The 22,719-nt window shown below is 68.8% G+C and carries 17 protein-coding genes; 2 read left to right on the forward strand and 15 right to left on the reverse strand.

The features are described from left to right. Positions 1–6: 6 nt before the first annotated feature. The 14 genes from tssK to AB8808_RS08860 form a co-directional block, all read right to left on the reverse strand. Positions 7–1,353 carry a type VI secretion system baseplate subunit TssK gene (tssK, locus tag AB8808_RS08795; protein ID WP_369928562.1) on the reverse strand — a complete coding sequence of 449 codons (1,347 nt, stop codon included), beginning with the start codon at positions 1,351–1,353 and terminating at the stop codon, positions 7–9. After that, the gene (tagH, locus tag AB8808_RS08800; RefSeq protein WP_369928564.1) at positions 1,350–2,654 is read right to left on the reverse strand and encodes a type VI secretion system-associated FHA domain protein TagH; all 1,305 of its coding nucleotides are present in this window, start codon (positions 2,652–2,654) and stop codon (positions 1,350–1,352) included. The genes tssK and tagH overlap by 4 nt, the downstream gene beginning before the upstream one ends. A gap of 8 nt (positions 2,655–2,662) precedes the next feature. Beyond that, positions 2,663–3,169, reverse strand: a complete 507-nt coding sequence (locus AB8808_RS08805) for a DUF6931 family protein (RefSeq protein WP_369928566.1) — start codon at positions 3,167–3,169, stop codon at positions 2,663–2,665. Between the two features lie 13 nt (positions 3,170–3,182). Further along, entirely contained in the window at positions 3,183–5,075 is a 1,893-nt protein-coding gene (tssI, locus tag AB8808_RS08810) for a type VI secretion system tip protein TssI/VgrG (protein WP_369928568.1), read from the reverse strand. Beyond that, the gene (locus tag AB8808_RS08815; protein WP_369928570.1) at positions 5,075–6,406 is read right to left on the reverse strand and encodes a tetratricopeptide repeat protein; all 1,332 of its coding nucleotides are present in this window, start codon (positions 6,404–6,406) and stop codon (positions 5,075–5,077) included. The genes tssI and AB8808_RS08815 overlap by 1 nt, the downstream gene beginning before the upstream one ends. 4 nt (positions 6,407–6,410) lie before the next feature. After that, complete coding sequence (locus AB8808_RS08820) at positions 6,411–7,973, reverse strand: hypothetical protein (RefSeq protein WP_369928572.1); 1,563 nt, start codon at positions 7,971–7,973, stop codon at positions 6,411–6,413. Then, positions 7,963–10,674, reverse strand: coding sequence for a type VI secretion system ATPase TssH (gene tssH, locus AB8808_RS08825; RefSeq protein WP_369928574.1), 2,712 nt, complete (start codon positions 10,672–10,674; stop codon positions 7,963–7,965). Before tssH ends, AB8808_RS08820 begins: the two co-directional genes overlap by 11 nt. Positions 10,675–10,722: 48 nt before the next feature. Beyond that, positions 10,723–11,745 (reverse strand): type VI secretion system baseplate subunit TssG, encoded by a 1,023-nt coding sequence (gene tssG / locus AB8808_RS08830; RefSeq protein ID WP_369931355.1) that lies wholly within the window; start codon positions 11,743–11,745, stop codon positions 10,723–10,725. Beyond that, positions 11,709–13,592, reverse strand: a complete 1,884-nt coding sequence (gene tssF, locus AB8808_RS08835) for a type VI secretion system baseplate subunit TssF (RefSeq protein ID WP_369928576.1) — start codon at positions 13,590–13,592, stop codon at positions 11,709–11,711. The genes tssG and tssF overlap by 37 nt, the downstream gene beginning before the upstream one ends. A gap of 3 nt (positions 13,593–13,595) precedes the next feature. Next, positions 13,596–14,099 (reverse strand): type VI secretion system baseplate subunit TssE, encoded by a 504-nt coding sequence (tssE, locus tag AB8808_RS08840; RefSeq protein WP_369928578.1) that lies wholly within the window; start codon positions 14,097–14,099, stop codon positions 13,596–13,598. A 66-nt stretch (positions 14,100–14,165) separates the two neighbouring features. After that, positions 14,166–14,666 (reverse strand): Hcp family type VI secretion system effector, encoded by a 501-nt coding sequence (locus AB8808_RS08845; protein ID WP_369928580.1) that lies wholly within the window; start codon positions 14,664–14,666, stop codon positions 14,166–14,168. A gap of 88 nt (positions 14,667–14,754) precedes the next feature. Continuing rightward, entirely contained in the window at positions 14,755–16,245 is a 1,491-nt protein-coding gene (gene tssC, locus AB8808_RS08850; protein WP_369928582.1) for a type VI secretion system contractile sheath large subunit, read from the reverse strand. Positions 16,246–16,250: 5 nt separating this feature from the next. Continuing rightward, a complete protein-coding gene (gene tssB, locus AB8808_RS08855) occupies positions 16,251–16,769 on the reverse strand; it encodes a type VI secretion system contractile sheath small subunit (RefSeq protein WP_369928585.1) in 519 nt (172 codons plus the stop codon). Positions 16,770–17,445: 676 nt separating this feature from the next. Beyond that, entirely contained in the window at positions 17,446–18,996 is a 1,551-nt protein-coding gene (locus AB8808_RS08860) for an MASE1 domain-containing sensor histidine kinase (protein WP_369928587.1), read from the reverse strand. A gap of 155 nt (positions 18,997–19,151) precedes the next feature. Between AB8808_RS08860 and AB8808_RS08865 the strand changes: the two genes are divergently transcribed. Continuing rightward, positions 19,152–19,781: a response regulator gene (locus AB8808_RS08865; protein WP_369928589.1), complete on the forward strand. Its 630-nt coding sequence runs from the start codon at positions 19,152–19,154 to the stop codon at positions 19,779–19,781. Positions 19,782–19,806: 25 nt separating this feature from the next. Here the strand turns inward: AB8808_RS08865 and recN are convergent, their stop codons facing one another. Beyond that, entirely contained in the window at positions 19,807–21,477 is a 1,671-nt protein-coding gene (recN, locus tag AB8808_RS08870; RefSeq protein WP_369928591.1) for a DNA repair protein RecN, read from the reverse strand. Between the two features lie 134 nt (positions 21,478–21,611). Here recN and hrcA point away from each other — a divergent pair, with 134 nt between their 5' ends. After that, positions 21,612–22,673 carry a heat-inducible transcriptional repressor HrcA gene (gene hrcA, locus AB8808_RS08875; RefSeq protein ID WP_369928593.1) on the forward strand — a complete coding sequence of 354 codons (1,062 nt, stop codon included), beginning with the start codon at positions 21,612–21,614 and terminating at the stop codon, positions 22,671–22,673. Positions 22,674–22,719 lie beyond the last annotated feature (46 nt).

The following is a 22,719-nucleotide window of genomic DNA, read 5'->3' on the forward strand; positions in this document are numbered from 1 at the left end:
CATCGGTCAGGTCCTCACGGCCCACAGTTGCAGTTCCAGCCCGGCGAAACCGCTGCCGAAATGCATCGCGATGCCGCCGGAGGTGCGCAGCATCCGCCACATCGGCGAGTGCTTGTCGCACTCGAAGTACAGGTAGCCGGAGGTGTAGGGCAGTTGCCGCGGTGCCACCGCCATGGGCGAGACGCCGATGCCCGGCAATTGCAGGTTGACCAGGTCGCGGATCTTTTCCACCGGGCCGATCTTCGACTGCGTGGGCAATTGCCGGCGGATGTCCTCCGCCTTCAGGTCGGCCTTGGCGGCCAGCACGAAGGAGGCGGTGTCCAGCAGGGTCAGGTCGGGCACCACGCCCACCCACACGCCGTACTTGCGCTCCTGCAACGGGATCGGCACCGCGTTCTGCTCCATCACCGCGCTGAGCGCCAGGCGCAGCGCCGCGATGACCGGCTCGAACGTCTCGCGCAGCGCCTCGTGACGGTAGGCGGGAAACGCCGCCACGCGCTTGCCCACGGCGGTGAAGGTGGCCAGTTCGCCCGCGATCGACACCAGCGCCTGGTACAGCGCTTCCGGGTGCAGCGTCGGCGAGGCGGCGAAGTGCGCCACCAGCGGCTGCACGCGGTTGATCACCTGCAGCATGAGGAAATCGGCGATCTCCGCCGCGCCGCCGCGATCGGTGGCCACCACGCGCCCGGCCAGCGCCTCGCCGCGCTGGTGCAGCAGGCCGAGCAGTTCCGACAGGAAGCTGGTGAGGCGGGTGGACGCATGGCACGCCAGCGCGCTGGGAATGAATGCGTCGTCGATCACCACGCGGCGGTCCGCGCGGCATTCCACCACGTGGGCGACCGGGATGCGCAGCAGGCCTTCGCTGGGTTCGTCCTCGCTCAGCAGTCGCGCGTTCATGCCGCCCACTTCCAGCGGCGTCATGCCCTCCATGCTGCCCGAGGCGTCGTGCACCTCGGTCTCGCGCACCTGGAAACGTCGCAGGGTATCGGCGCGGCTGTCGTGCTCGCCGGGCCAGCCGCTGTCCGGCCGCGACGGCGACCTCAGCGGCAGCGTCAGCGAGATCACGCGGTCGCGGCAGCTGGCCGGTACGTCCAGCGGCGGCGGCAGCGGGTCGTCGTCCGGCATGGCGAAGGGCGTGCCGTCGGGGAACACGCCGCGGCAATGCCGCAGGGCCAGCTTGCCGATGGCCAGAAGGTCGCGATCGATTTCCAGTTCGTGCACGCCCCAGGCATGCGCGCGTAGCGTGCCCGCACGCAACTCGACCAGGCGTTCCAGGTAGCGCTCCTGCTGTTGCAGGTGCTGCGGCCGCAGGAACAGGCCTTCGCTCCACACCACCTTGTTGTTCTGGGTCATGGCGAGGTTCCGGGCAGGCCGGCGGTACGCGGGCTCTTCAGGCGGGCGAGTTGTTCCTCGTAGGCCTGGGCGAACACGTCGCCGAACAGGCGCTTGAAGCAGTCGTCGGGATCGGCGGTCAGCGCATCGAACTGGCGGCGGTACACGTCCCAGGGTTCGTCCTTGCGCCGGAAGGGCGATCGCGAGGCGGGCGCGCCGGCCGCCGGTTCGAATCGGGCGGGGGCGAAGCGCGCCAGCATCGCGTCGAACGCGGTGCGCATGCCGAACAGCATCGCCACCTGGTGGTAGCGGATATCGTCCACCGCGTCGCCGAGCGCGGCCTCGCCGGTCAGGAACGCCGGGTTGGCCGGCGACAGCAGCTTGCCCACGGCCTCGCGTGCGTCGGGCGAGAACTTCAGGGGATTGTTCTCCGAGCGCTGGATGACCGTGACCGGCAGCCGGAACGTGTTCTTCAGTTCCGTGCGTGCGCGAAGCACGTCGATGATGCCGTCGACCGCGACGTGGAACAGGCGTTCGAGGTCGGGTGCGACCTCAGTCGACGTGGCGTGCGTCGGGGACGTCGTGACCGCGGCGGGAACCGGAGCGGGCGTACTGTCGGGCGCTGCCATCGGCATGGCGGCAGGCGGCGCCGCGACGGGCGCCACGGGCAGGTCCGTCAGGTCCCAGTTGTCGGGCAACACCGCCGCCAACGTGTCGGCGGGACGGGGCGGATGGAAGACGTCGTTGTCGCCGGCGGTGTGGTTCCAGCCGTGGTCCGCCGGGGCGGCATCGAAGGCGTGCAGGTCCGGCGCCGCGTCGAGGAAGGCGAGCGGGTCGAGACCGTGGCCGGCGACCGCGTTGAGGCGGCTGTCCGGAATCAGCGGTTCCAGTTCGGCCGCGAGCGACGGGTTGGCATCCGCCAACGGTGCGTCGCCGACGAAGGCGGCGAGCGGCGTGGTCGCCTGCGGGTCCATGCGCGGCTGCGTGTCCGCGCCGCGGCCCGTGTCGACCGCCACGCCGATCTCGAACGTGTCGACGTACAGCCGGTCGCCGTCCTTCAGCGGCGTGGGGTGCGCCTTGCGCAGCGGTTCACCGTTGAGCAGCAGGCCGTTGGAACTGCGGTCCTCGAGGAAGTAGGTGTCGTTGACGCAACGAACCACGGCGTGCACCCGCGACACGCCGGCGGCGCGCAGCACCCATTCGCAGTCTTCCGCGCGGCCGATGCGGCCACCCTCGGTGTCGAAGCATTTGCTGGCTTCCTCGCCGAAGCGCTCGGCGTTGTCGTCCAGCACGGTGAGCGTGAGCAGGGGAGAGCTAGGCATGGGCGGCCTCATGGGGATGACTCGAAGGTGTCCAGCAAGCCGAGCGCGTTGCGCACGAAGGCATCGCGCGCAACGGCGAAGCCTTCCGGCGCACGGGCCGACAGCAGGGTGACGGTGGCGACGGCGGCGTGGGCCGCCTGTATCCGTGTGTCGGCGGTGGCGGCCCAGGCGGCGGTCGCGGCATACCAGGCGCCCAGGCTGGCGCACCGATGGTCCATGGCGAAGGCCAGCGCCACCTCGCGACGGGTCTCGTCCGGTTCGCGCAGCCACGCCTCGGCCAGCTGGCGGCCACACTCGTCCGCGTCGTCCAGCGGCTGCCGTCGCGCGCATTCGCACAGCCAGGCCACCAGATACAGCGGCGCCACCAGGCGGGCGTGCAGCTTCAGCGCATCCTCGGCATGGCCCGCGTCCAGCAGCGCGCCCACGGCCGCGCGCGGCGAACGCACGCCGGCCAGATGCGCGCCGGCCGTCGGCGATACGTCCATGCTCGTGGCGGCCTGTTCGATCGTGGTCATGACGCGCCCGTCGTCATACCGGCACCGGCATCGGCATGGGTGGCACGCCGTTGACGAGCACGGGCGTGCCGGTGATGAGTACCGGGGTGCCGTTGATCACCAGCGGCATGCCCTTGAGCGTCAGCATGGTGTTGGCCATGACTTCCATGGCGCCCTTGGCCTGGATGCGGCAATTGGCGCCCGCATCCACGTCCACGGCGACCTGTCCGGTCAGGCTGAGGCGCAGGCCGACGATCTCGATCTCGCCCGTGCTCTTCATCACCAGCCGGGAACTGCCGGTGACCAGCTCGATCTGCCGGCCGGCCTCCACGCGGTAATCGCGGCGCGTGTCCACCGCGTGGTCGCGCTCGGCTTCCTCGCGCAGGTCCTGTTGCGCGTGCAGCAGGATTTCCTCGCTGCCCGCCTTGTCCTCGAAGCGGATCTCGTTGTAGTCGGCCGGGCCGCCAGGATCGCTGCGGCTCTTCACGCCGCTGCGCGTCTTCTCGGCGGGCAGGTCGTAGGGCGGCATGTTGTCGGCGTTGTAGACGCTGCCGATGATGAGGGGCCGGTCCGGGTTGCCCTCGAGGAAGCTCACCACCACCTCCTGGCCGACGCGCGGAATCTGCACGGCGCCCCAGCGTTTTCCCGCCCAGGTGGATGCCACGCGCACGGGGCAGGACTGGTCGGCCTTGGGTTTGCCGGGGAGATTCCAGAAGAAGGTGACCTGCACGCGGCCGTACTTGTCCACGGCGATGTCTTCGGACTTCGGCCCGTACACCACGGCCGTCTGCAACCCGGCGATCACCGGGTGCGGCGTGGTCGGCAGCGTGCGGAACGGCTGCTTGCCGGCGATCACCCGGAACCGGCACGAGAACGGCTCCTCGTCCTGGTCCGGATCGCCGCCGCCGGCCTGGTAGTCCACCTCGACCAGGCGGATCGTCGTTTCCGTCACCAGGTATTCGCGGTTGGCCTCGGCGACCGGGAAATCCTTCAGCGTGAACAGCGCGCCGGTGGCCACGCCGCAGGCGTCCGTCGTACCGGACGACGTGGCCTGGCGCACGCCCAGCGCATCCACCCGCACCTGCGCATAGCGCTTGCCGTCCTTGACCTGCTGCTCGTAGCCCTGGGTGGCATAGGGGTAGTCGTAGACATCGAGCTGGCCGATCGTGTGCGCGTCGGCGTGGTCGGTCACTTCCTCGTTCGCGGCCAGCGATGCGCGGGGACGCAGGTAATCGTAGTCGTCCAGTCGTACGCGGGTGGGATTGACCGTGTTGGCCAGCTGCCAGTCGCTGATGGACGCCTTGACCCGGTGGCCACGCTCGGTGGGCGGCGCATAGGGAATCTTCTCGAAGGTGGGCACCGTGCGGTGGGCACCGAGCGCATCGGACAGCACCATGGTGTGCGTGCTACGGGTGTGGGTGAAGTAGTAGTAGATGCCTTCCTGTTCCATCAGCCGGCTGATGAAATCGAAGTAGCTTTCGCGGTACTGCACGCAATAGTCGCGCGCGGGATAGCTGCCGCTGAGGCTGAGCTTCACGTCGCCGTAGCCGAACTCGGCCAGCACCGAGCGGACGATCTGCGGCACGGTCATGTTCTTGTAGATGCGGCAGTCGCGCGTCTGCCGCAGCAGCCACGGCTTGGGCACCAGCAGCACCTTGTAGACCGCGTAGCGCACGTTGTCGACCATCAGGAAGCCGGATTGCTCGGCCTCGGCCACGATGCCGTTGAAGTAACGCACATAGCCCTGCGGTGTGGTCAGGGTCACCGTCATCGGCTTGCCGAGCAGCGTGCGCAGGTCGATCGCCACGTTCTTGCTGATCGCCTCCAGCTGGTAGGAGAACAGTCGCCCCAGCGACTCGGTGGCCGAGAGGTTGGCGAACAGCAGCGCATCGCCGAGCGACGAGGTGAGTTTGATCGCATGGGTCATCAGGAGCCTCCGGTTGACAGGCGCCGTGCCGTGACCACCCAGCCTTCCACGCCGTGACCGGCTTCGCGGCGCAGCGTGTCGGGACGCACGCGCACACGGTCGAAACCGGCCGTCTGCAGGGCGTGGGTGACGTAGGTGGCCGTGTGGCTGTAGCGTCCGCTGGGCGTGAGCCGGTGCGGCGTGGCGGCGTCGTGCAGCGCCTCGAGCGTGAAGGCGAACACACCGGCCTGGCGCAGCGCGCGATGGGTGGCGGCGAACACGGTGTCCAGCTCGCCGAAGTAGACCAGCGTGTCGGCGCAGGCGATGAGGTCGTAGCGCGAGCCTTCGTCCAGGTGCCGGGTGAGTTCGCCCACGTGGAGCTGGTCGTAGCAGTCGCGGCGTGTCGCCTGCGCGATCATGGCCGGCGACAGGTCGATGCCGGTCAGGCGTCGCGCCCACGGCCGCAGCAGCGGCCCGCACAGGCCGGTGCCGCAGCCCGCGTCGAGGATATCCAGTTCGTTGCCCGCGTCCAGCGCGGCGATGGCTTGCTGCAACGCTTCCGGGGCACGATAGGCCAGGTTGCCGACCAACTGCTCGTCGAAGCTGCCGGCGAAGCGGTCGAACACGTGGCGTATGTATTTATCGTCCGCGCGCCGTGGCGCGTCGTCCAGGCCGCACGCGGCCAGCATGTGGCGCGGTACCGGGTGCTCGGGATCGCGCGCCGTCCAGTCGCGATAGACCTGCGCGGCCTCGTCGATCCGCCCCAGCCCGTACAGCGCCATGCCCAGCGCCTCGAGCACGCCGCCGTGCGCGGCATCCAGCGTGAGCGCGTCGCGGAATACCGCGACCGCGGTTTCCACGTCGTCACGCGATTGCGCGTGCGTGCAGAGGAAACGGCCGCCGAGGTAGTGAGCGCGCAGGTCGTCGGGCCGCGCGCGGCGCCACTGGTCGTACATGATGCGCGCGTCCTCGTCGTTGCCGCGCGCTTCCAGCACCACGGCCAGGTTGCCCAGGGCTTCCGGATGGGTGGGCGCGATGGCCACCGCGCGCCGATAGCTGGCTTCGGCGGCGTCCAGCTCGCCACATTCCTTGTGCACGTTGCCCAGGTTGTTGTGCGCGTCGGCATGGCCGGGCACCAGCGACAGCGCCTGGCGCAGGAAGGTCACGCCGACGTCGCTGCGGCCGCGCTGGTGCATCAGCACGCCAAGGAAGTGCAGGGCGTCGGCACGCGTGGCGGGCACGGCGGCCAGCGGCCGGTACATCCGCTCCGCCGCCTCCAGGTTGCCGGCACGGTGCGCGCCGATGGCCTGCTGCAGCCGGGCCATGGCGCTGTTGCGGGCACGATAGGACATGGGATCAGCCACCCATGAACGCCTGCGCCGAACCCAGCACGCGTTTCTGGAAAAAGCCCTCGGTCTCCGGATGCGCATGCGCGGGCGTGAGGACGCCCTGGGTGAGCGGGTCGTTGCTGGAGAACGCGTAGCCCACCTCGTCCAGGTAATGACCGCCCCATGCCTTCAACTCGTCCACGTAGCGCACGCCGGCGTCGAACGCGCTCTGGTTGATCTGTTCGCCGTTGGTGTACATCTGCAGGAAGCGCATCTTGTCGCCGCACAGCCCGCTGGTGAGGGCCAGCACCGAGATAGCCGGCGTGCCCACCGCGTACTTGCGATACCACGCGTTGAAGGCGATCGGGCGCGTGTGCAACGCCCGGGTCTGCTGGCGCATGGTGTACTGGCGTTCGGCTTCGTCGAAGAACCGTCGCATGCGATGCAGGTCGTGCACCTTCCAGGTAGTACTGACGATGGCTTCCACCAGCGAGAACACCAGGCTGGAGATCGGGCTGGCCGCGCCGGCGGTCACGCCCTCCACGGCCAGCTGCGCGCCGCCCTTCAGGGTCTGGTACATGCCCGCGCACACGTTGATGTCCATCGCATGGCGAATCTCGCGCACGATGGTGCTGGGATGGCCGGGCAGGATGTTGACGCTCTTGCCGTGCGAATACTCGATGTAACGCGTGGTGCCGGCGCGCACCGCGTTGATCAGTCCGTTGACCGTGGCCATGCCGCCGCTGATGAAAGGCATGGCGTTCTCCAGGTACTTGCCGCCCAGGTAGTCGCACAGCATGCGCAGCGCGCCGGGGGATTGCTCCCACAGGTTGGCCGACAGCCGCGATTCCTCCGGGCCGGTGCTTTCGTTCTCGCCGGTCTGCAAGGCGATGGAGCGGGCCACCTGCGTGGCGGCCTGCTGCAGGCTGTCGCTGACCTGTTGCTGCGCGGCGCGCGTGGCGCCGTTGCCGGCGGCGGGCGGCGACGTGCCCAGCAACTGGTTGGAGGTGACCTTGCGCCGGGCTTCCTTGCGCGCGCGCGACCATTCGTCGACGCGTTTCGCACCGCTCGTGATCGTGTCCTTGGCCAGGTCGAGGCCCGTCTTCGCCTGGCCGATGGCGGCGTTCTCCACCTGCTCACCGGCAAAGTCGAGCGAGGCGCCGGTCAGGTCGAGGATGCCGTTCGTGGCGATGCTGAAATAGCCGTCGTCGCAGCGCATGTTGGCGAACAGGTACAGGATGCCCAGCCGGGCGTTGCTCATGCCCTCGGACATGAAGTCCGGCTGGCCGAAAGCCCGGTCGCTGTCGCCGACGCCGCGCAGTTCCGCATCCAGCTTGGTGAATCCGTACAACCTGGCGTTGCGGCTCGACGTGCGCCAGGCGTCGCCCGGGCCGTGCTTGGCCTTCCACGTGGCGAGCGCCCGGCGCAGGTATTGCAGGTTGTTGGGCGAGGGCGTCTTCAGGTACGCGTCGACCAGGATGTCCAGTGCTTTCAGTTCCGCGCTGCGAACGTGCAGCGTGCGCGAGGTGTCACGCATCCACTGGTCGTAGGTGAAGGAGAGTCGGGGCAGGGAGTAGGAGTCAACCGGCACGGCGCAGTTCCTCGACAGGCAGGGGAGCATCGAAGGTGTAACGGAAGCCGGCCTCGTCGCGATGGACGTGCACGGCCCCGGCTGGGGTACCGTCGATCAGCCGGCGCAGTAGCTCGCGGCTGATGTCCGGCAGCATCGTATGAGTCAGGATGGCGTCGATCATGCGACCACCGGATTCGCTCTCGGTGCAGCGATCCACGACGGTGGCCACCACCGCGTCGTCGTAACGGAACGGCACCTGGTAGCGCTCGTCGATCCGCCGCGCGATGCGATCCAGTTGCAGGCGCACGATGGTGGCCAGCACGGTCGCGTCCAGCGGGTAGTAGGGCACCACCACCAGCCGGCCCAGCAACGCTGCCGGGAACACCTCGAGCAGCGGCGCGCGCAGGGCTGTGGCCATGGCCGCGGGATCGGGGCGTCGCGACGGGTCGGCACACAGGCGCTCGATCTGCGCGGTGCCGGCGTTGGTGGTCAGCAGGATCAGCGTGTTGCGGAAATCGATGCGCCGCCCTTCGCCGTCCTCCATCACGCCCTTGTCGAACACCTGGAAGAAGATCTCGTGGACGTCCGGGTGGGCCTTTTCCACCTCGTCCAGCAGCAGCACCGAATACGGCTTGCGCCGCACCGCCTCGGTCAGCACGCCGCCCTGGCCGTAGCCCACGTAGCCGGGGGGCGCACCCTTGAGCGTGGAAACCGTGTGCGCTTCCTGGAACTCGCTCATGTTGATGGTGATGAGGTTGTGCTCGCCGCCGTAAAGCGTTTCGGCCAGGGCCAGCGCCGTCTCGGTCTTGCCGACGCCGGACGTGCCGGCCAGCAGGAACACGCCGATCGGCTTGCCGGGGTCGTCCAGCCCGGCCCGCGAGGTCTGCACGCGCCGCGCGATCGTGGCCATCGCGTGGTCCTGGCCGACGACGCGGCGCGCCATCAGGTCGTCCAGGTTCATCACCGTTTCCAGCTCGCTGCGGACCATGCGTCCGAGTGGGACACCGGTCCAGTCGGCGACGATCGCGGCCACGGCCTGGTGATCGACGCCGGGCAGGATCAGCGGCGCTTCGCCCTGCCGGGTAGACAGATCTTCTTGCAACGCGGCCAGTTCGGCACGCGTGGCGGCGGTCTCGTCCGCCGATGCCGTGGACACCGGCGTGGCGTCGCCGGGCTGCCCGCGCAGGGTGGCGCGCAGGGCGAGGATGCGATCGACCAGGTCGCGCTCGGCCGACCAGTCCTGCTCCAGGGTGACCAGGCGCTCGCGCTGTTCGGCCAGGCTCGCATCGACGCGCGCAAGGCGGGCGTCGATGTCCACGCCGACCGCGCCTTCGCGCTCGACGATTCGGCGCTCGGTGTCCAGGGCCTCGATCCGCTTGCGCGCGTCGTCGACGGCGGGAGGCACCGCATGCTGGCTGACCGCGACGCGGGCGCAGGCGGTGTCGAGCACGCTGATCGCCTTGTCCGGCAGCTGCCGGGCGGGAATGTAGCGGCGCGACAGGCGCACGGCGGCTTCCAGCGCCTCGTCCAGCACCTGCACGCGATGGTGCCGCTCCATGGCGCCGGCCAGGCCACGCAGCATCTGCAGGCTGCGCTCTTCCGAGGGCTCGTCCACCTGCACGGTCTGGAAGCGGCGGGTCAGTGCGGGGTCCTTTTCGATGTGCTGCTTGTACTCGGCCCAGGTGGTGGCGCCGATGGTGCGCAGGTTGCCGCGCGCCAGTGCCGGCTTGAGCAGGTTGGCCGCATCGCCCGTGCCCGCCGCGCCGCCGGCACCCACCAGCGTGTGCGCCTCGTCGATGAACAGCACCACCGGCAACGGCGAGGCCTGCACCTCGTCGATCACCTGGCGCAGCCGGTTCTCGAACTCGCCCTTCATGCTGGCGCCGGCCTGCAACAGGCCGACGTCCAGCGTGCGCAGCTGCACGTCGGCCAGCGGCGGCGGTACGTCGCCGGCCGCGATGCGCAGGGCGAAGCCCTCGACGACGGCGGTCTTGCCGACGCCGGCCTCGCCCACCAGCATGGGATTGTTCTGCCGTCGCCGCATCAGGATGTCGACGACCTGGCGGATCTCGTTGTCGCGTCCCACGATGGGGTCCAGCTTGCCGTCACGGGCCTGTGCGGTCAGGTCCACGGTGAACCGGGCCAGGGCGTCCTGCTTGCCGGCGGATGCCGGTAGCGCGCCGCTGGCTTCGCCCGGCGCCGCCGCGTCCACGCGGAAGCCGTCGGTCGCCGCCAGGCCTTCCTCGGGCGATCCCGCCACGATGCTGGCGAAACCATCGCTCAGTGCCTCGGCGCCCACCCGCTCGAACTCGCCCGATACGGCGGTGAGCGCCCGTTGCAGGTGGCGCGTGCGCAGCATGCCGACCAGCACGTAGCCGGTGCGCACCTGGGTGTCGCCGAACATCAGCGTGGCGTGCACCCAGCCACGCTCCACCGCTTCTTCCAGGTCGCCCGCGAGGTCGGTGATCGCGCTGGCACCGCGTGGCAGTCCTTCCAGCATGTGGGTCACGTCGGCGGCGATGCGCGACGGGTCCAGGCCGAAGTGGCGCACGATGCGATGCAGGTCGGAGTCCTGCAACTGCAGCAGCTGGTGGATCCAGTGCACCAGCTCGACATAGGGGTTGCCGCGCAGCTTGCAGAACACGGTGGCGCTTTCGATGCCGCGGTAGGCGACGGCATTGAGCTTGCCGAACAGGGCGGTGCGGCCGATCTGTGCCATACGGGTCAAGCCTCGGGTCGAAGATAGGGGAAGGGAGCGCGGCGCATCTCAGCGGACCGTCCGCAGCACGACCTGGTCGGCGTCGCGGGGCGCGCGATACCGTCCGATCCAGGACGACAGGCCAAGACGCCCCGACCGGCCCATGTGGGTCAGCGGCACGTCGTCTTTCTTCAGTACCAGCTGCACGTCCCACGTATGCTCGTCGCCAGCATAGGTCCGCACCGCGGCGGTGAGCTGGTCGAGCGCTTCGCCGCCGGGCAGGAAACGATCGAAGTGCGCGCGGTCCAGCGGCCCCAGCCGTACGCGGAAACGCTGCTGCGCGCCGCGCACGAACGCGCCGATCACCGCGGTCTGGCCGAGCACGGCCATGCCCACGCCCATGGCGATGCGCGCATCGTCGGGCAGCGGCATCCACTCGCCGACGAATTCCTCCACCGCGGCATCCACGCCGAAGAAGCCCTCGAGGAAGGCGCGCAGGCCCTCGGCGTTGCGCGCCTGGTGGGCCAGGCGCCCGGCGAAGTGGCGTCGGTAGTTGTCCGGCAACGCATCGCGCGAAGCCAGGTGCGGCGTGGCGATGCCGACCAGCGCGCCGACGTAGCCGGCGAAGCGGTCTTCCCCGGGACGATCCATGTGCACCGTCGGCTGCGCGTCGGCCCAGGCGCGGTAGAACAGGCTGAGCATCCGGTGGTGGAACATGTCGGCGAACGCGGTGAGCGTGCCGTCGCCGGCATGCCGCTGCCGCTCCAGGGCGTATTCGGTCAGGTGCAGCGGCAGGGGCGCCTGGGGCCCGAACAGGCCGAGCACGAAGCTGTGCAGCCGCGCCGGGCTGGCGCCGTCGTCATGCTCGAAGCGATCCAGCGACCGTGGCGGAAACGCCAGCGCCGGCGTGTGGAAGAGGCGAACCGGATCTTCGGCGGCGCGCGACGAGCGCGACAGTCGCGGCAGGTCGGGGTGGGCACACTCCAGGCGGCGCAACGCGTCGAAGAATTCGAAATCCTCGGGGCGCTCGCGCAGGGCGTCGTAGAGCGCGGCGTTCACGATACCGTCCGCTTGCCGAGCACGGCGGGCCAGCGGGCCACTTCACCACGCTCGAGCGTGCGCAGCACCGTTTCGGTGAACGCGTTGAGCGACACGTATCGGGCCAGGAAATGCTGCATCACCGAGGCGAACAGGAAGCTGCCGGTGCCCTCGAAGGCGGCGTCCTCGCAGGTCAGCGTCACCTCCAGACCACGGCCGTAGACGATCGGGCCGGGCACGGGGATGCGTCGCACCACCTGCCGCGCGGCGACCTCGCGCAGACCCTCCACCTGGCGTCGTGCGATGACGTCGAACGGGTCGTGGTACATGCCCAGCATCTCGCGCAGGGCCGCGGCGCCGCCACCGGCATCCGCATCCAGCAGGGACAGGTAGTTCAGCTGGAGGTGGCTGATGAGCCGCCAGGCGGTGGCGTCGCCGGCGATGGAGGCGCGCGGCCGGGTCGGGCCGGCGACGCAGCGGATCGCCGCCACCGGGGCGTCGGTGTCGAGCGTGAAATCGGTTCGCGACTTGCCCACCGGCATGTGCAGCGGCAGGTCGCGGTTGGTGCACCATAGCTGCATGCCGAGCTGGCGCAGGCTGGTGGCGTAGGGGGCGTCGTTGCCGTCGACCAGCGACAGGAAGGCCTCGGTGCCGACATAGCTCGACCGCGGCCCTTCCTTCTTCTGCCGCGACGACAGCACGCGCGGCTCGCGGCGCAGCGTGTAGAACGCCGCCTGGCCGGCGTGCCAGGTACGCGAGGTGCTGCCGTAGAAGGGTTCGAAGCGCTGCTCCGGTTCCTGCGCATCGCCGAAGCCCTCCACCTGGCCGACGCTGTGCACCTCGAAGTCCATCGGACGCGTGCGGTCGCTGAGCACGTGGTATTCGCTCAGGCCCGCGCGCAGGTGCAGGCGGTCGGCGCGGCGCGGGAACAGGTTGATGGCCGGCGTGCAGAACAGGCGGAAGTTGTCGGCCACCACGGCGCCGCGCAGGCGATCGATGCCACGATCCAGCCAGACCACGATGTCGAAGCGTTGCGATGCGACCCGCGCCAGCGCCTTCTTCAGGCCGGTGAACGCGACGAACAGCAAGCGCTCCGGACAGGCGAAATACTCCTGCAGCAGCCGATAGCCGCTGAACGCGCGCCCGTTCACCGGCAGCAGCGCCTCGTCGTCGTCGAAGCCCATCGGCTGGATATGCGAGGCATCCATCGCGACATCGATCCGCTCGTCGCCGTGGCGTGCGAGCACCGAGTAACCGGTGGCGTTGCCGAGCATCTGCTCGTAGAGCAAGCGGGGCAGGCCGTCCGCGCCGCGCAGGAACACCGGCAGCCGGTCCAGGGCCAGCATCCGCGTCTCGGCACCGCCGGTGGTGGCAAGCGACAGGCGGATGGCGGCGCGGGCGGGTTGTCCGGCAGGCGGGTCGAGTCCCGCCGCCGCCATGGCTGCGGGGGTCTCGAAGTAACGTGCCTCTGTCAGCCGCAAAGGCCACAGTTCCACCGCGTGCGCCGTGCGGTATTCGCACGCGGTGCGATCGCCGAAACCGATCAGGCTGTGCAGCGCCGTGTGTCGCGGCACGCGATGGCCTTCGGGCGGCAGGCTCTGCTCGTCGTCCGGCTGCAACTGCACCACCGCCATCGACGGCACCGGCGAGAGGAACTGGGGATAAAGCATGTCCAGCAGGTGCTGGGTGAATGCGGGGTGCTGCGCGTCGATCTTCAGCTGCACGCGCGCGGCGAGGAAGGCGAAACCTTCCAGCAGTCGCTCCACATACGGATCGGCGCATTCCACGCCGTCCATGCCCAGCCGGCCGGCGATCTTCGGGTACTCGCGCGCGAATTCCCCGCCCATCTCGCGGATGTGCTGCAACTCGCGGTTGTAGTAGCGCAGCAGGCTGGGGTCCATGGCTCAGCCCACCTGCTCGCCGACACGGAACTCGCCGGTGTCCAGGTCCAGCTCGGTTTTCAGGTAGAGGTTCAGTGGCATCGGCTGGGCCCACATCTGCGACTGGATGTCGAAGGTCAATGCGCGGTTGTCCATGCGCTGGGTGTCCACGCCGACGTGGACGGAAAGGGTGCCGCCGGTCAGCCGCGGCTCGAAATGCAGGATCGCCTGGCGGATGCGTTGCTCCAGTTCACCGGCATCGATGCCGGTGAGGGCCATGCCGGCAAGGTCGGGAATGCCGTAGTTGAGGACGGAGCCGTGCACGTGCTCGTTGCCCTCCAGGGCCTCTTCCGACCAGTGCGAGGTGCAGTTGAGCAGCCAGGAGATATCGCGGGTGACGCACTCGCGCAGACGCGCGGCGCTGATGATGCGTCGATCCCGGCTTTCGCTGGGTTCCCAGGGCGCTTCGTCGGTAAGCCGGTCCAGCAGCGAAGGCTGCAGCCGTTCCCGGTTGGTCAGTTCGGCCATGGGTGGTCTCGGTGGTGTGCTGGGGGCGTGTCGCGGCACCGCCCCAGGGCGATGCCGCGCACCGGCTTACGCCTTGTTGACCTTCTGCATGTCGAAGGTGAAATCCTTCGTGCCCTGCTTCTTGCCCTTGTCGTCCTGCGGCTGGAACGAGTACTTGAACTTGCCGAAGTGCAGGGTCACGTTTTCCGTCAGGCGCTCGTCGCCGCCGCTGCCGCCGGTGGACACCGAGGTGACCATCACGCCCTCGCTCAGTTCGATGCTGAGGAAGTCGGTCTGCTCGCCCGTGGCGTTGGTTACGTAGAGGATGGCGCTGTCGGCGCGTGCACCGGTGCAGCACGCCTGCAGCAGGGCGTTGGACACGTTATCGATGTACTTGGTGACCAGGATGTCGTGCACGTTGGCCTTGCCGCCGGCCGCGTAGCCGGCACCGGTGTGCAGGTTGCCGCTGTTGGTCGCGCCCCACGACCAGGCGATGATGGGTACCTCGTTCTTGTGCTTGGCATGGTTGGAGGCGCCTTCGATCGTCACGTCGCCGCCGGTGAACTTGATATGCATGTCGTACGCCATACGAAACTCTCCTTACGTTCCAGGGAATGGACACGCCGGGCCCGCTCGTGCCCGTGCGCGTCGATGGGGTGGTGGCGTGGCGAAGCGGTCAGGCCGTCGCCGTGGGCAGTCGCGACACCAGGCGCAGCGAGACGGTCAGCCCTTCCAGCTGGTAGTGCGGCTTGAGGTAGAACTTCGAGGTGTAGTAGCCGGGGTTTTCCTCGACTTCCTCCACGACCACCTTGGCCGCCGCCAGCGGTTTGCGTGCCTTGGTTTCCTCGCTGGAGTTGGCCGGGTCGCCGTCGACGTAGTTGACGATCCAGTTGCTCAGCCAGCCTTCCATGTCCTCACGCGTGCTGAAGGAGCCGATCTTGTCGCGGACGATGCACTTCAGGTAATGGGCGAAGCGCGAGCAGGCGAACATGTACGGCAGGCGCGCGGACAGCTGCGAATTGGCGCTGGCGCCCGGGTCGTCGTATTCCTCCGGCTTGGCCAGCGACTGGGCGCCGATGAAGGCGGCCATGTCGGAGTTCTTCCGGTGCACCACCGGCATGAGGCCCATCTTGTCCAGCTCCGCCGAGCGGCGGTCGGTGATGGCGATTTCGGTGGGACACTTCATGTCCACGCCGCCGTCGTCGCTGGGGAACGTGTGCGTGGGCAGGTTTTCTACCGCGCCGCCGGACTCCACGCCGCGGATGCGCGTGCACCAGCCGTACGACTTGAAAGAACGGTTGATGTTGACGGCCATCGCATAAGCCGCGTTCTGCCAGGTGTACTTCGACGAATCGGCGCCGTCGGTGTCTTCCTCGAAATCGAATTCCTCCACGGGATCGGTTTTCGCACCGTAGGGCAGGCGAGCCAGCGTGCGCGGCATGGTCAGGGCCAGGTACTTGGCATCGTCGTCCTCGCGCAGCGAACGCCAGGCGGCGTAGTCGGGCGTGGTGAAGATCTTCGCCAGGTCGCGCGGGTTGGACAGTTCGCTCCAGTTCTCCATGCCCAGCAGGTTGGCACCGGCCGCGGCGATGAACGGTGCGTGCGCCGCCGCGGCGATCTGCGAGATGCTGCGCAGCAGGTCGACGTCCTGCGGGCTGTGGTCGAAGTAGTAATCGCCCACGAGGCAGCCATAGGGCTCGCCGCCCAGCTGGCCGTATTCCTCTTCGTAGATCTTCTTGAACACCGGGCTCTGGTCCCAGGCGGTGCCCTTGAAGCGCTTGAGGTTCTTGGCCAGTTCCTTCTTCGACAGGTTCATCACGCGGATCTTCAGCAGCGTGTCGGTCTCGGTGTTGGTCACCAGGTAACCGAGGCCGCGCCATGCGCCTTCCAGCGCCTGGAAATCCGCATGGTGCATGATTTGGTTGATCTGCTCGCTGAGCTTGCGGTCGATCTCGGCCACGTAGGCGCCGATGGTCTGGTTGACGTCGTCGGAAACGATGGTCGAGTTGCGCAGCACCTGCTCGGCCAGCGTACGTACCGCCGACTCCACTTCTTCCTTGGCGCGTGTGCTCTTGGGCTTGAATTCCTTGCTGAGCAGGGCCGCGAAATCGTCGGATTCCGCCGTCTCGACGGCCGGGGACTGTGCGGTGGCTTTGTTCGTCGCCATGGTGATTACTCCTGGACGCCGTCGGTGGTGGCGGGTTTGGGGGCGGAGACCAGCGCATTGAGTAGCGCGGGGTCGCGGATCGCCTGCGCGATCAGCTTCTCGGCGCTCGCCTTGCCATCCAGGTAGGTGCCCAGGTTGGCCAGCTGCGTGCGTGCCTGCAGCAACTGCGCCACGGCATCGACCTTGCGTGCCACGGCGGCGGGGGAGAAGTCGTCCAGGCTTTCGAAGGTGAGGTCGATTTCCAGGCTGCCTTCGCCGGTCAGCGTGTTGGGTACCGAGAAGGCCACACGCGGCTTCATCGCCTGCAGGCGGCTGTCGAAGTTATCGACGTCGATCTCGAGCGCCTTGCGCTCTTCCACGGGGGGAAGGTCGCCGGCGTTGGCGCCGGACAGGTCCGACAGCACGCCCATGACGAACGGTATCTGCACCTTCTTCTGCGCACCGTACAGCTCGACGTCGTATTCGATCTGCACCCGCGGAGCCCGGTTTCGCGCGATGAACTTCTGGCTGCTCTGTTTGGACATCTTTGGCCTCCGATCAAGGTTGACTTGCCGCATGAGGAACTCCTCGATAGACGTGCGTGGGGCGTTTCGCTTTCTCGCGGCATGACCCGTCCAGCGCCTGCGTGGTCGCAGGCGTTCGGGCATAACCGTCAAGAAGCGGAGCGCGCCTTGCATCGACGTGCGTGCCGGGCGGACAGGATGGATGGCGCGTCGTGCGATGGCCTGTCGCGGCCCTGAAAGCGTGGGCTGAAGCTAGCAGCGAACACGCGGCACGGTTCGGTAAATGTTACGAATTGGAACGATCAAAAGTCGGACCGGACGGACAAGCCGGCGAGTCGGTGCCCGATCACCTTTTCTTCATGGCATGAAACGATGCCGAAGCAACGCCTTACCGAAAACGTGCCGGTACGATCAAACCATGTAGGAGCGGACGGGGCAGGGCGGCGTGAGGGGGGCGCGGCGAAAAGCGAGCGCCCATAAAAACGCCGCCGGCGGACTCCTGTCCACCGGCGGCTTGATCCGCTTCGTCGTAGCACGTCAACCGCGAGTTGCTCGCTGGGTTGGCGCTTATCCACTTCGAACCGGCGAGGCTGACATCCTGTCGCCTCTTCAGGTCGATCGTCCCCACGACCGACCTGGGCTTACCGTCTCTCGACGGCAGCTCCCCCACATCGATAATGGGATCGTAACGAAGTGTTCACTGACGTGATATCGGAAAATTTCCTATGTCCATTCCGATACTTGTGCTGCGAAGCAGCACGCGAAGGTGCAATCCGACCGGTTCGGGACGGATGCGGAACAGGCCACCGAGCGCGGTGATCCGGTCGCTCATGCCTTGCAGGCCGCGCCCACCGCCGTCCGTGCGTGCCGGCTTGGGCGTGGCGGGCAGTCCCGTGCCGTCGTCGCGGATATCCAGGATGGCGACCGGGCCGTGGTCGCGCAGCCCGATGCGCAGCCGCAGGGCCAGGCGACTGGCGCCGGAGTGGCGCACGACATTGGTTGCGCTTTCCTGCACCACTCGGTAGATCGCCGTGAGGGTGTCTTCGTCGAGCAGCCGAGGCTCGCCGCGCAGGTCCGTTACGTAGTGGATGCCGGCGGCGGTGAGCATGTCGCGGATGGGGCCCTCGTCCAGCGCGCGCAGCAGTCCGAATTCGTCCAGCACCGACGGGCGCAGGCTGTCGAGCATCTTGTGCAGCGCCTTGCGCATGTGGCCCAGGATGCCGTTGATCGAGCGCCCGATGTCTTCCATGCCTGCGTTGCCCAGTCGGGCCTGAGCCAGCTTGAGGTGGGTCTGGATGGCGGTGAGGTTCTGGCCCAGTTCGTCATGCAGCTCGGCGGCCATGTGGCGGCGCAGGTTTTCTTCCGCCTGCAGGTTGCCTCGGGCCGCGTCGCGCAACTGGCGGGCCAGCTGGTCCAGGCGCTGGTTGGCCGCGGCCAGGTGGGTGTTCTGCTGGGCCACGCGCTCGCTGCTGCGGCGCAGGGCATCGGTGGCGGCGCCGAGCATGAGCGTGCCGGTGCCGGCCACGGCCAGGAACAGGTGGGCCGCAGCGGTAGGCGCGCCGCGGCCGATCATGTCCTCGGTGACGTTCAGGCCCACGCTGGTGATCAGCATGGCCAGGCCGGCGCCACGCCAGCCATGCCGGAACGCGAAGAACAGCACGGGCGCGAGGGAAAGGACCCGGGCGAACTGCGGCTGCGGCGAGTACTCGGCCAGCGTGATGAGGATGGCCAGCGAGGGCAGCATGACCAGCAGGCCATCCAGCAGCAGTTCGGCCATGGAGGCCTGCGTGGGGCGCTCCCGGAAGATCAGGATCATGACCGGGACGACCAGCAGCACACCCAGGTAGTTGCCCAGCAGGTCGCTGCCGAAGGTGGTGCCGAGCATCTCGACCGGCGCGGCCGGGTGCAGGGAGGCCATCATCGCGGCGTTGCCGGCGGTGGCCACCGTGGCGGTGACCATGGCCGAGAGCAGCAGGCGGGCGACGTCTTCCGGGGTGCCCAGGCTGGCGTGCAGGTGGGCGCGACGCAGCAGCCACAGGCAGGCGGCGACCATCAGCGGCTCGGGTGCATCGCCGATGATGAAGCCGGCGCCGCCGATCGGCAGGCCGCTGCGCCATTCGCAGAAGGTGCTGCCGGCGATCTCCGCGGGGAGTATCCAGAACCAGTTGCGGGTACGGGTGAGCAGCAGCGCGCCGAAGCGCAGGCCGAAGGGCAGCACCCAGTAGGGTTGTTCGGTCGGCCAGAGCATGATCCACGCCGCCGCGTAGGCGAGCGCGATCAGGGGACCGATGAATCGGGAAGGTGCGTGTAATCGCATGGCGGAATGTTACACGGCGGATGCGGTTGCCCGACGCCCGGCGTCGCCCATACGCACGCGTCGGGTTTGCCTGTTACATTCTGCCCATGCCAAGAATCGCTCTTGTAGATGACCACGCCATCGTTCGTGAGGGTTTCAAGCGGCTCATCGAGCTCGAACCCGATCTGGATGTCGTCGCCGAAGCCCGCAACGCCGACGAGGCCGTGGATGCCGTGACCCAGCATCGCCCCGACCTGGTGGCGGTGGACCTGTCCCTGCCGGACGGCAGCGGCCTGCCGCTGATCGAACACCTGGCCAGCATCGCGCCGGCGATGAAGATCGTGGTGCTGAGCATGCACGACGGCGAGCCCTACGTGTCCGAGGCGCTTCGCCGTGGCGCGCGCGGGTACGTGACCAAGGGAGTGGCACCGGAGGAACTGGTGGCCGCGGTGCGCTCGGTGCTCAGTGGCGAGCAATACCTCAGCTCGGACCTGCGTCAGCGGCGCTCGGGCAGGCCCTCGGCCGACCTGGACCCGTTCAGTCGGCTGACCGCCCGCGAGCGCGAAGTCTTCCTCCTGCTGGCGGCCGGGCGCGCGCCGAAGCAGGTGGCGGCGGAGCTTGGCATCGGGCAGAAGACGATCTATATCCATCGCGCCGCGGTGATGAACAAGCTCAACGCGGGCTCGGAGCTGGATCTCTACCGCATGGCGCAGGAGCGCGGCCTGATCCGCGCCTGATCGGTCCGCGCCCGACGCGCCGCGGTCAGCCCTGCGCGCGGTCCAGCATCTTCTTCGCCGCGGCACGGGTTTCCCTGGTGATCTCCACCCCACCCAGCATGCGCGAGAGCTCGTCGCGGCGGCCACCGGCGTCCAGGGCATGGATGCGCGTGCGGGTGGAGTCGCCGTCGCTTTCCTTTGCCACGCGAAGGTGGGCATGGCCCTGGGCGGCTACCTGAGGCAGGTGGGTCACGCACAGCACCTGCACGTTTTCGCCCAGGGCACGCAGCTTCTGGCCGACCACCTCGGCCACCGCGCCGCCGATGCCGGTGTCCACTTCGTCGAAGATCATGCAACCGATGGTGTCGTTGCCCAGCGTGGCGACCTCGATCGCCAGGCTGATGCGGGCCAGTTCGCCGCCCGAGGCCACCTTGCGCAGCGGGCGCGGCGGCTGGCCGGGATTGGCGCTGACCAGCAGCTCGCAGCGCTCGCGGCCCTGCGGATCGGGCTCGTCGCCCTCGGCCGGCTCAAGCGACACCACCAGGCGACCGCCGCCCATGCCCAGCTCGCCCATCAGCGTGGCGACCGTGCCTCCCAGCCGGCCGGCGGCTTCACCGCGGGCGTCGGACAGTGCCGTGGCGGCGGTGTCCCAGGCGGTGCGCAGGCGGTCGCGCTCGTGGGCCAGGCGGTCCAGCGCGTCGCCGGCGCCTTCCAGCTCGGCCAGGCGCTCGCGGATTTCCTCGGCCTTGGCCGTGAGTTCCTCGATCGGCAGGCGATAGCGGCGGGCCAGGTCGTGCAGATGGGTGAGGTGGGTATCCACCTCGGCCAGGCGTTCCGGGTCGAGTTCCACATCCTGGGCGTAGCGGCCGAGGCCGTCGACGGCTTCGCCGACCTGGATCTGCGCGCTGTCGAGCAATTCGAGCGTGGGCACCAGCGAGGCGTCCAGTTCGGCCAGCCGGGAGACCTCGGCATGGGCGCGGAGCAGGGCGCGACCGACCGCGAACTCGCTTTCGCCATCGAGGATCTCGACCACGCCGTTGGCGCCCTCGGCCAGCCGGCCGGCGTTGGCGAGGCGGCGGTGCTGGGCTTCCAGGTCGTCCAGCGCGGCCGGCGCCAGGGCCCAGCGGTCCAGTTCTTCCAGCTCGTGGGCCAGCAGTTCGATCTGGCGTTCGCGGTCGTCGCCGCCGGACAGCGTGCGGATGCGGGCCACGGCGTCGCGCCAGGCCTTCGCGGTGTCGCGCACGCTGGCCAGGCGGGCCTCGTTGCCCGCGTAGGCATCCAGCAGGGCCATCTGGTGCTGGCGCGAGAGCAGCGCCTGGTGCTCGTGCTGGCCGTGGATCTCCACGATCCGCGAGGCCAGCGCGGACATCTGCGCCAGGCTGGCCGGACGGCCGTTGATCCAGCCGCGGGAGCTGCCCTCGGTGCGGATCACGCGGCGCAGCTGGCAGGTCTCGCCGTCGTCCAGTTCCTCCTGGCGCAGCCACTCGGTGGCCTCGGGCAGGCCGGCCAGGTCGAACTCGGCGGCCAGTTCGGCGCGGTCACTGCCGGCGCGGACCATGCCGCTGTCGGCGCGGGCACCGGCCAGCAGGGTAAGGGCGTCGACCAGCAGGGACTTGCCCGCGCCGGTTTCGCCGCTGACCACGGTGAGGCCGGGACCGAAGGCGATCTCGGCTTCTTCGACGACGGCGAACTGGCGGACGTAGAGCGAGGTGAGCATGGCGACCGGGCGGCGAAGGGAATCGCGCCGATTGTAGCGGCAGGCGCGTCGCAGAAGCCGAGACTTGCAAGCGACGCGGCGAGACCTTATTGATAGCGCCACGTTCCACCCCCTTTCCCACACCAGCCAGGCGCATGAATCCGTTCTCCGGTCACGACATCGATGCTCGCGCGCGCCGGCTGCTGCGGACCCTCATCTCGCAATACCTGTCCGACGGGGAGCCGGTCGGCTCACGCACGCTGGCGCGGTCGTCCGGCCTGGAAGTCAGCCCGGCCACCATCCGCAACATCATGGCGGACCTGGAAGAGGCCGGGCTGGTGGCATCGCCCCACACCTCGGCGGGGCGCATCCCCACGCCGCGCGGCCTGCGCCTGTTCGTCGACAGCCTGCTGGAGCTCAAACCGCTGCCGCGCGACGAGATGGCCCGCCTGCAGGGCGGCCTGCCGCCGCACCAGACCACCACCCGCGACCTGCTGGGCAACGTGTCCAACCTGCTTTCCGCGATGACCCGGTTCGCCGGGGTGGTCACGGTGCCGCGGCAGGGCGACTTCCCGCTGCGCCACATCGATTTCGTCAGCCTGCCCGACGCGCGCGTCCTGGTGATCCTGGTGTTCTCGGACAACCAGGTGCAGAACCGGGTGGTCCAGCTGGCCAAGCCGCTGGACGCCTCCGAGCTGGAGCAGGCGGCCAACTACCTCAATGCGCAGTTCGTCGGGTTCCGCCTGGCCGACATCCGGGCCCACCTGGCCACCGAGCTGCGCGAGGCCGGCGGCGAGCTGAACCGCCTGCTGTCCGGCGTGGTGGAACTGGCCACGGCCTCGTTCACCCCGGTGGACGACACCGACGACGTGCTGGTCAGCGGGCAGACCAACCTCATGGGCTACTCGGAGCTGGCCGACATCGAGCGGCTGCGCGACCTCTTCGACGCCTTCCAGCAGAAGCGCGATCTGCTCCAGCTGATGGAAATGTGTGTCCAGGCGCCCGGCGTGCGCCTTTTCATCGGCGAGGAATCCGGCTTCTCGGCCCTGGACGGCTGCAGCATCGTCACCGCCACCTACGGCACGCCCGGCCGCATGCTGGGCGCCATCGGCGTCATCGGACCGACCCGCATGGCTTACGAGCGGGTCATTCCCGTGGTACAAGCCACGGCCGCGCTGCTCAGTGACGCCTTGAATCGCGCCGCGGCGACCTCATAAACCGGCACGGGAGGCGGGTTTGGTCATTCCCGCGAATGTTCGGCCC

It is taken from the genome of Xanthomonas sp. NCPPB 2632, from assembly GCF_041228075.2.
In the GTDB taxonomy this organism is placed as follows: domain Bacteria; phylum Pseudomonadota; class Gammaproteobacteria; order Xanthomonadales; family Rhodanobacteraceae; genus Luteibacter.

Bases quoted from the DNA above. Each gene is read 5' to 3' on its own strand.
- tssK (WP_369928562.1), bottom strand. From the start codon at position 1,353: ATGACCCAGAACAACAAGGTGGTGTGGAGCGAAGGCCTGTTCCTGCGG.
- tagH (WP_369928564.1), bottom strand. From the start codon at position 2,654: ATGCCTAGCTCTCCCCTGCTCACGCTCACCGTGCTGGACGACAACGCC.
- AB8808_RS08805 (WP_369928566.1), bottom strand. From the start codon at position 3,169: ATGACCACGATCGAACAGGCCGCCACGAGCATGGACGTATCGCCGACG.
- tssI (WP_369928568.1), bottom strand. From the start codon at position 5,075: ATGACCCATGCGATCAAACTCACCTCGTCGCTCGGCGATGCGCTGCTG.
- AB8808_RS08815 (WP_369928570.1), bottom strand. From the start codon at position 6,406: ATGTCCTATCGTGCCCGCAACAGCGCCATGGCCCGGCTGCAGCAGGCC.
- tssH (WP_369928574.1), bottom strand. From the start codon at position 10,674: ATGGCACAGATCGGCCGCACCGCCCTGTTCGGCAAGCTCAATGCCGTC.
- tssF (WP_369928576.1), bottom strand. From the start codon at position 13,592: ATGGACCCCAGCCTGCTGCGCTACTACAACCGCGAGTTGCAGCACATC.
- tssE (WP_369928578.1), bottom strand. From the start codon at position 14,099: ATGGCCGAACTGACCAACCGGGAACGGCTGCAGCCTTCGCTGCTGGAC.
- AB8808_RS08845 (WP_369928580.1), bottom strand. From the start codon at position 14,666: ATGGCGTACGACATGCATATCAAGTTCACCGGCGGCGACGTGACGATC.
- tssC (WP_369928582.1), bottom strand. From the start codon at position 16,245: ATGGCGACGAACAAAGCCACCGCACAGTCCCCGGCCGTCGAGACGGCG.
- tssB (WP_369928585.1), bottom strand. From the start codon at position 16,769: ATGTCCAAACAGAGCAGCCAGAAGTTCATCGCGCGAAACCGGGCTCCG.
- AB8808_RS08860 (WP_369928587.1), bottom strand. From the start codon at position 18,996: ATGCTCTGGCCGACCGAACAACCCTACTGGGTGCTGCCCTTCGGCCTG.
- AB8808_RS08865 (WP_369928589.1), top strand. From the start codon at position 19,152: ATGCCAAGAATCGCTCTTGTAGATGACCACGCCATCGTTCGTGAGGGT.
- recN (WP_369928591.1), bottom strand. From the start codon at position 21,477: ATGCTCACCTCGCTCTACGTCCGCCAGTTCGCCGTCGTCGAAGAAGCC.
- hrcA (WP_369928593.1), top strand. From the start codon at position 21,612: ATGAATCCGTTCTCCGGTCACGACATCGATGCTCGCGCGCGCCGGCTG.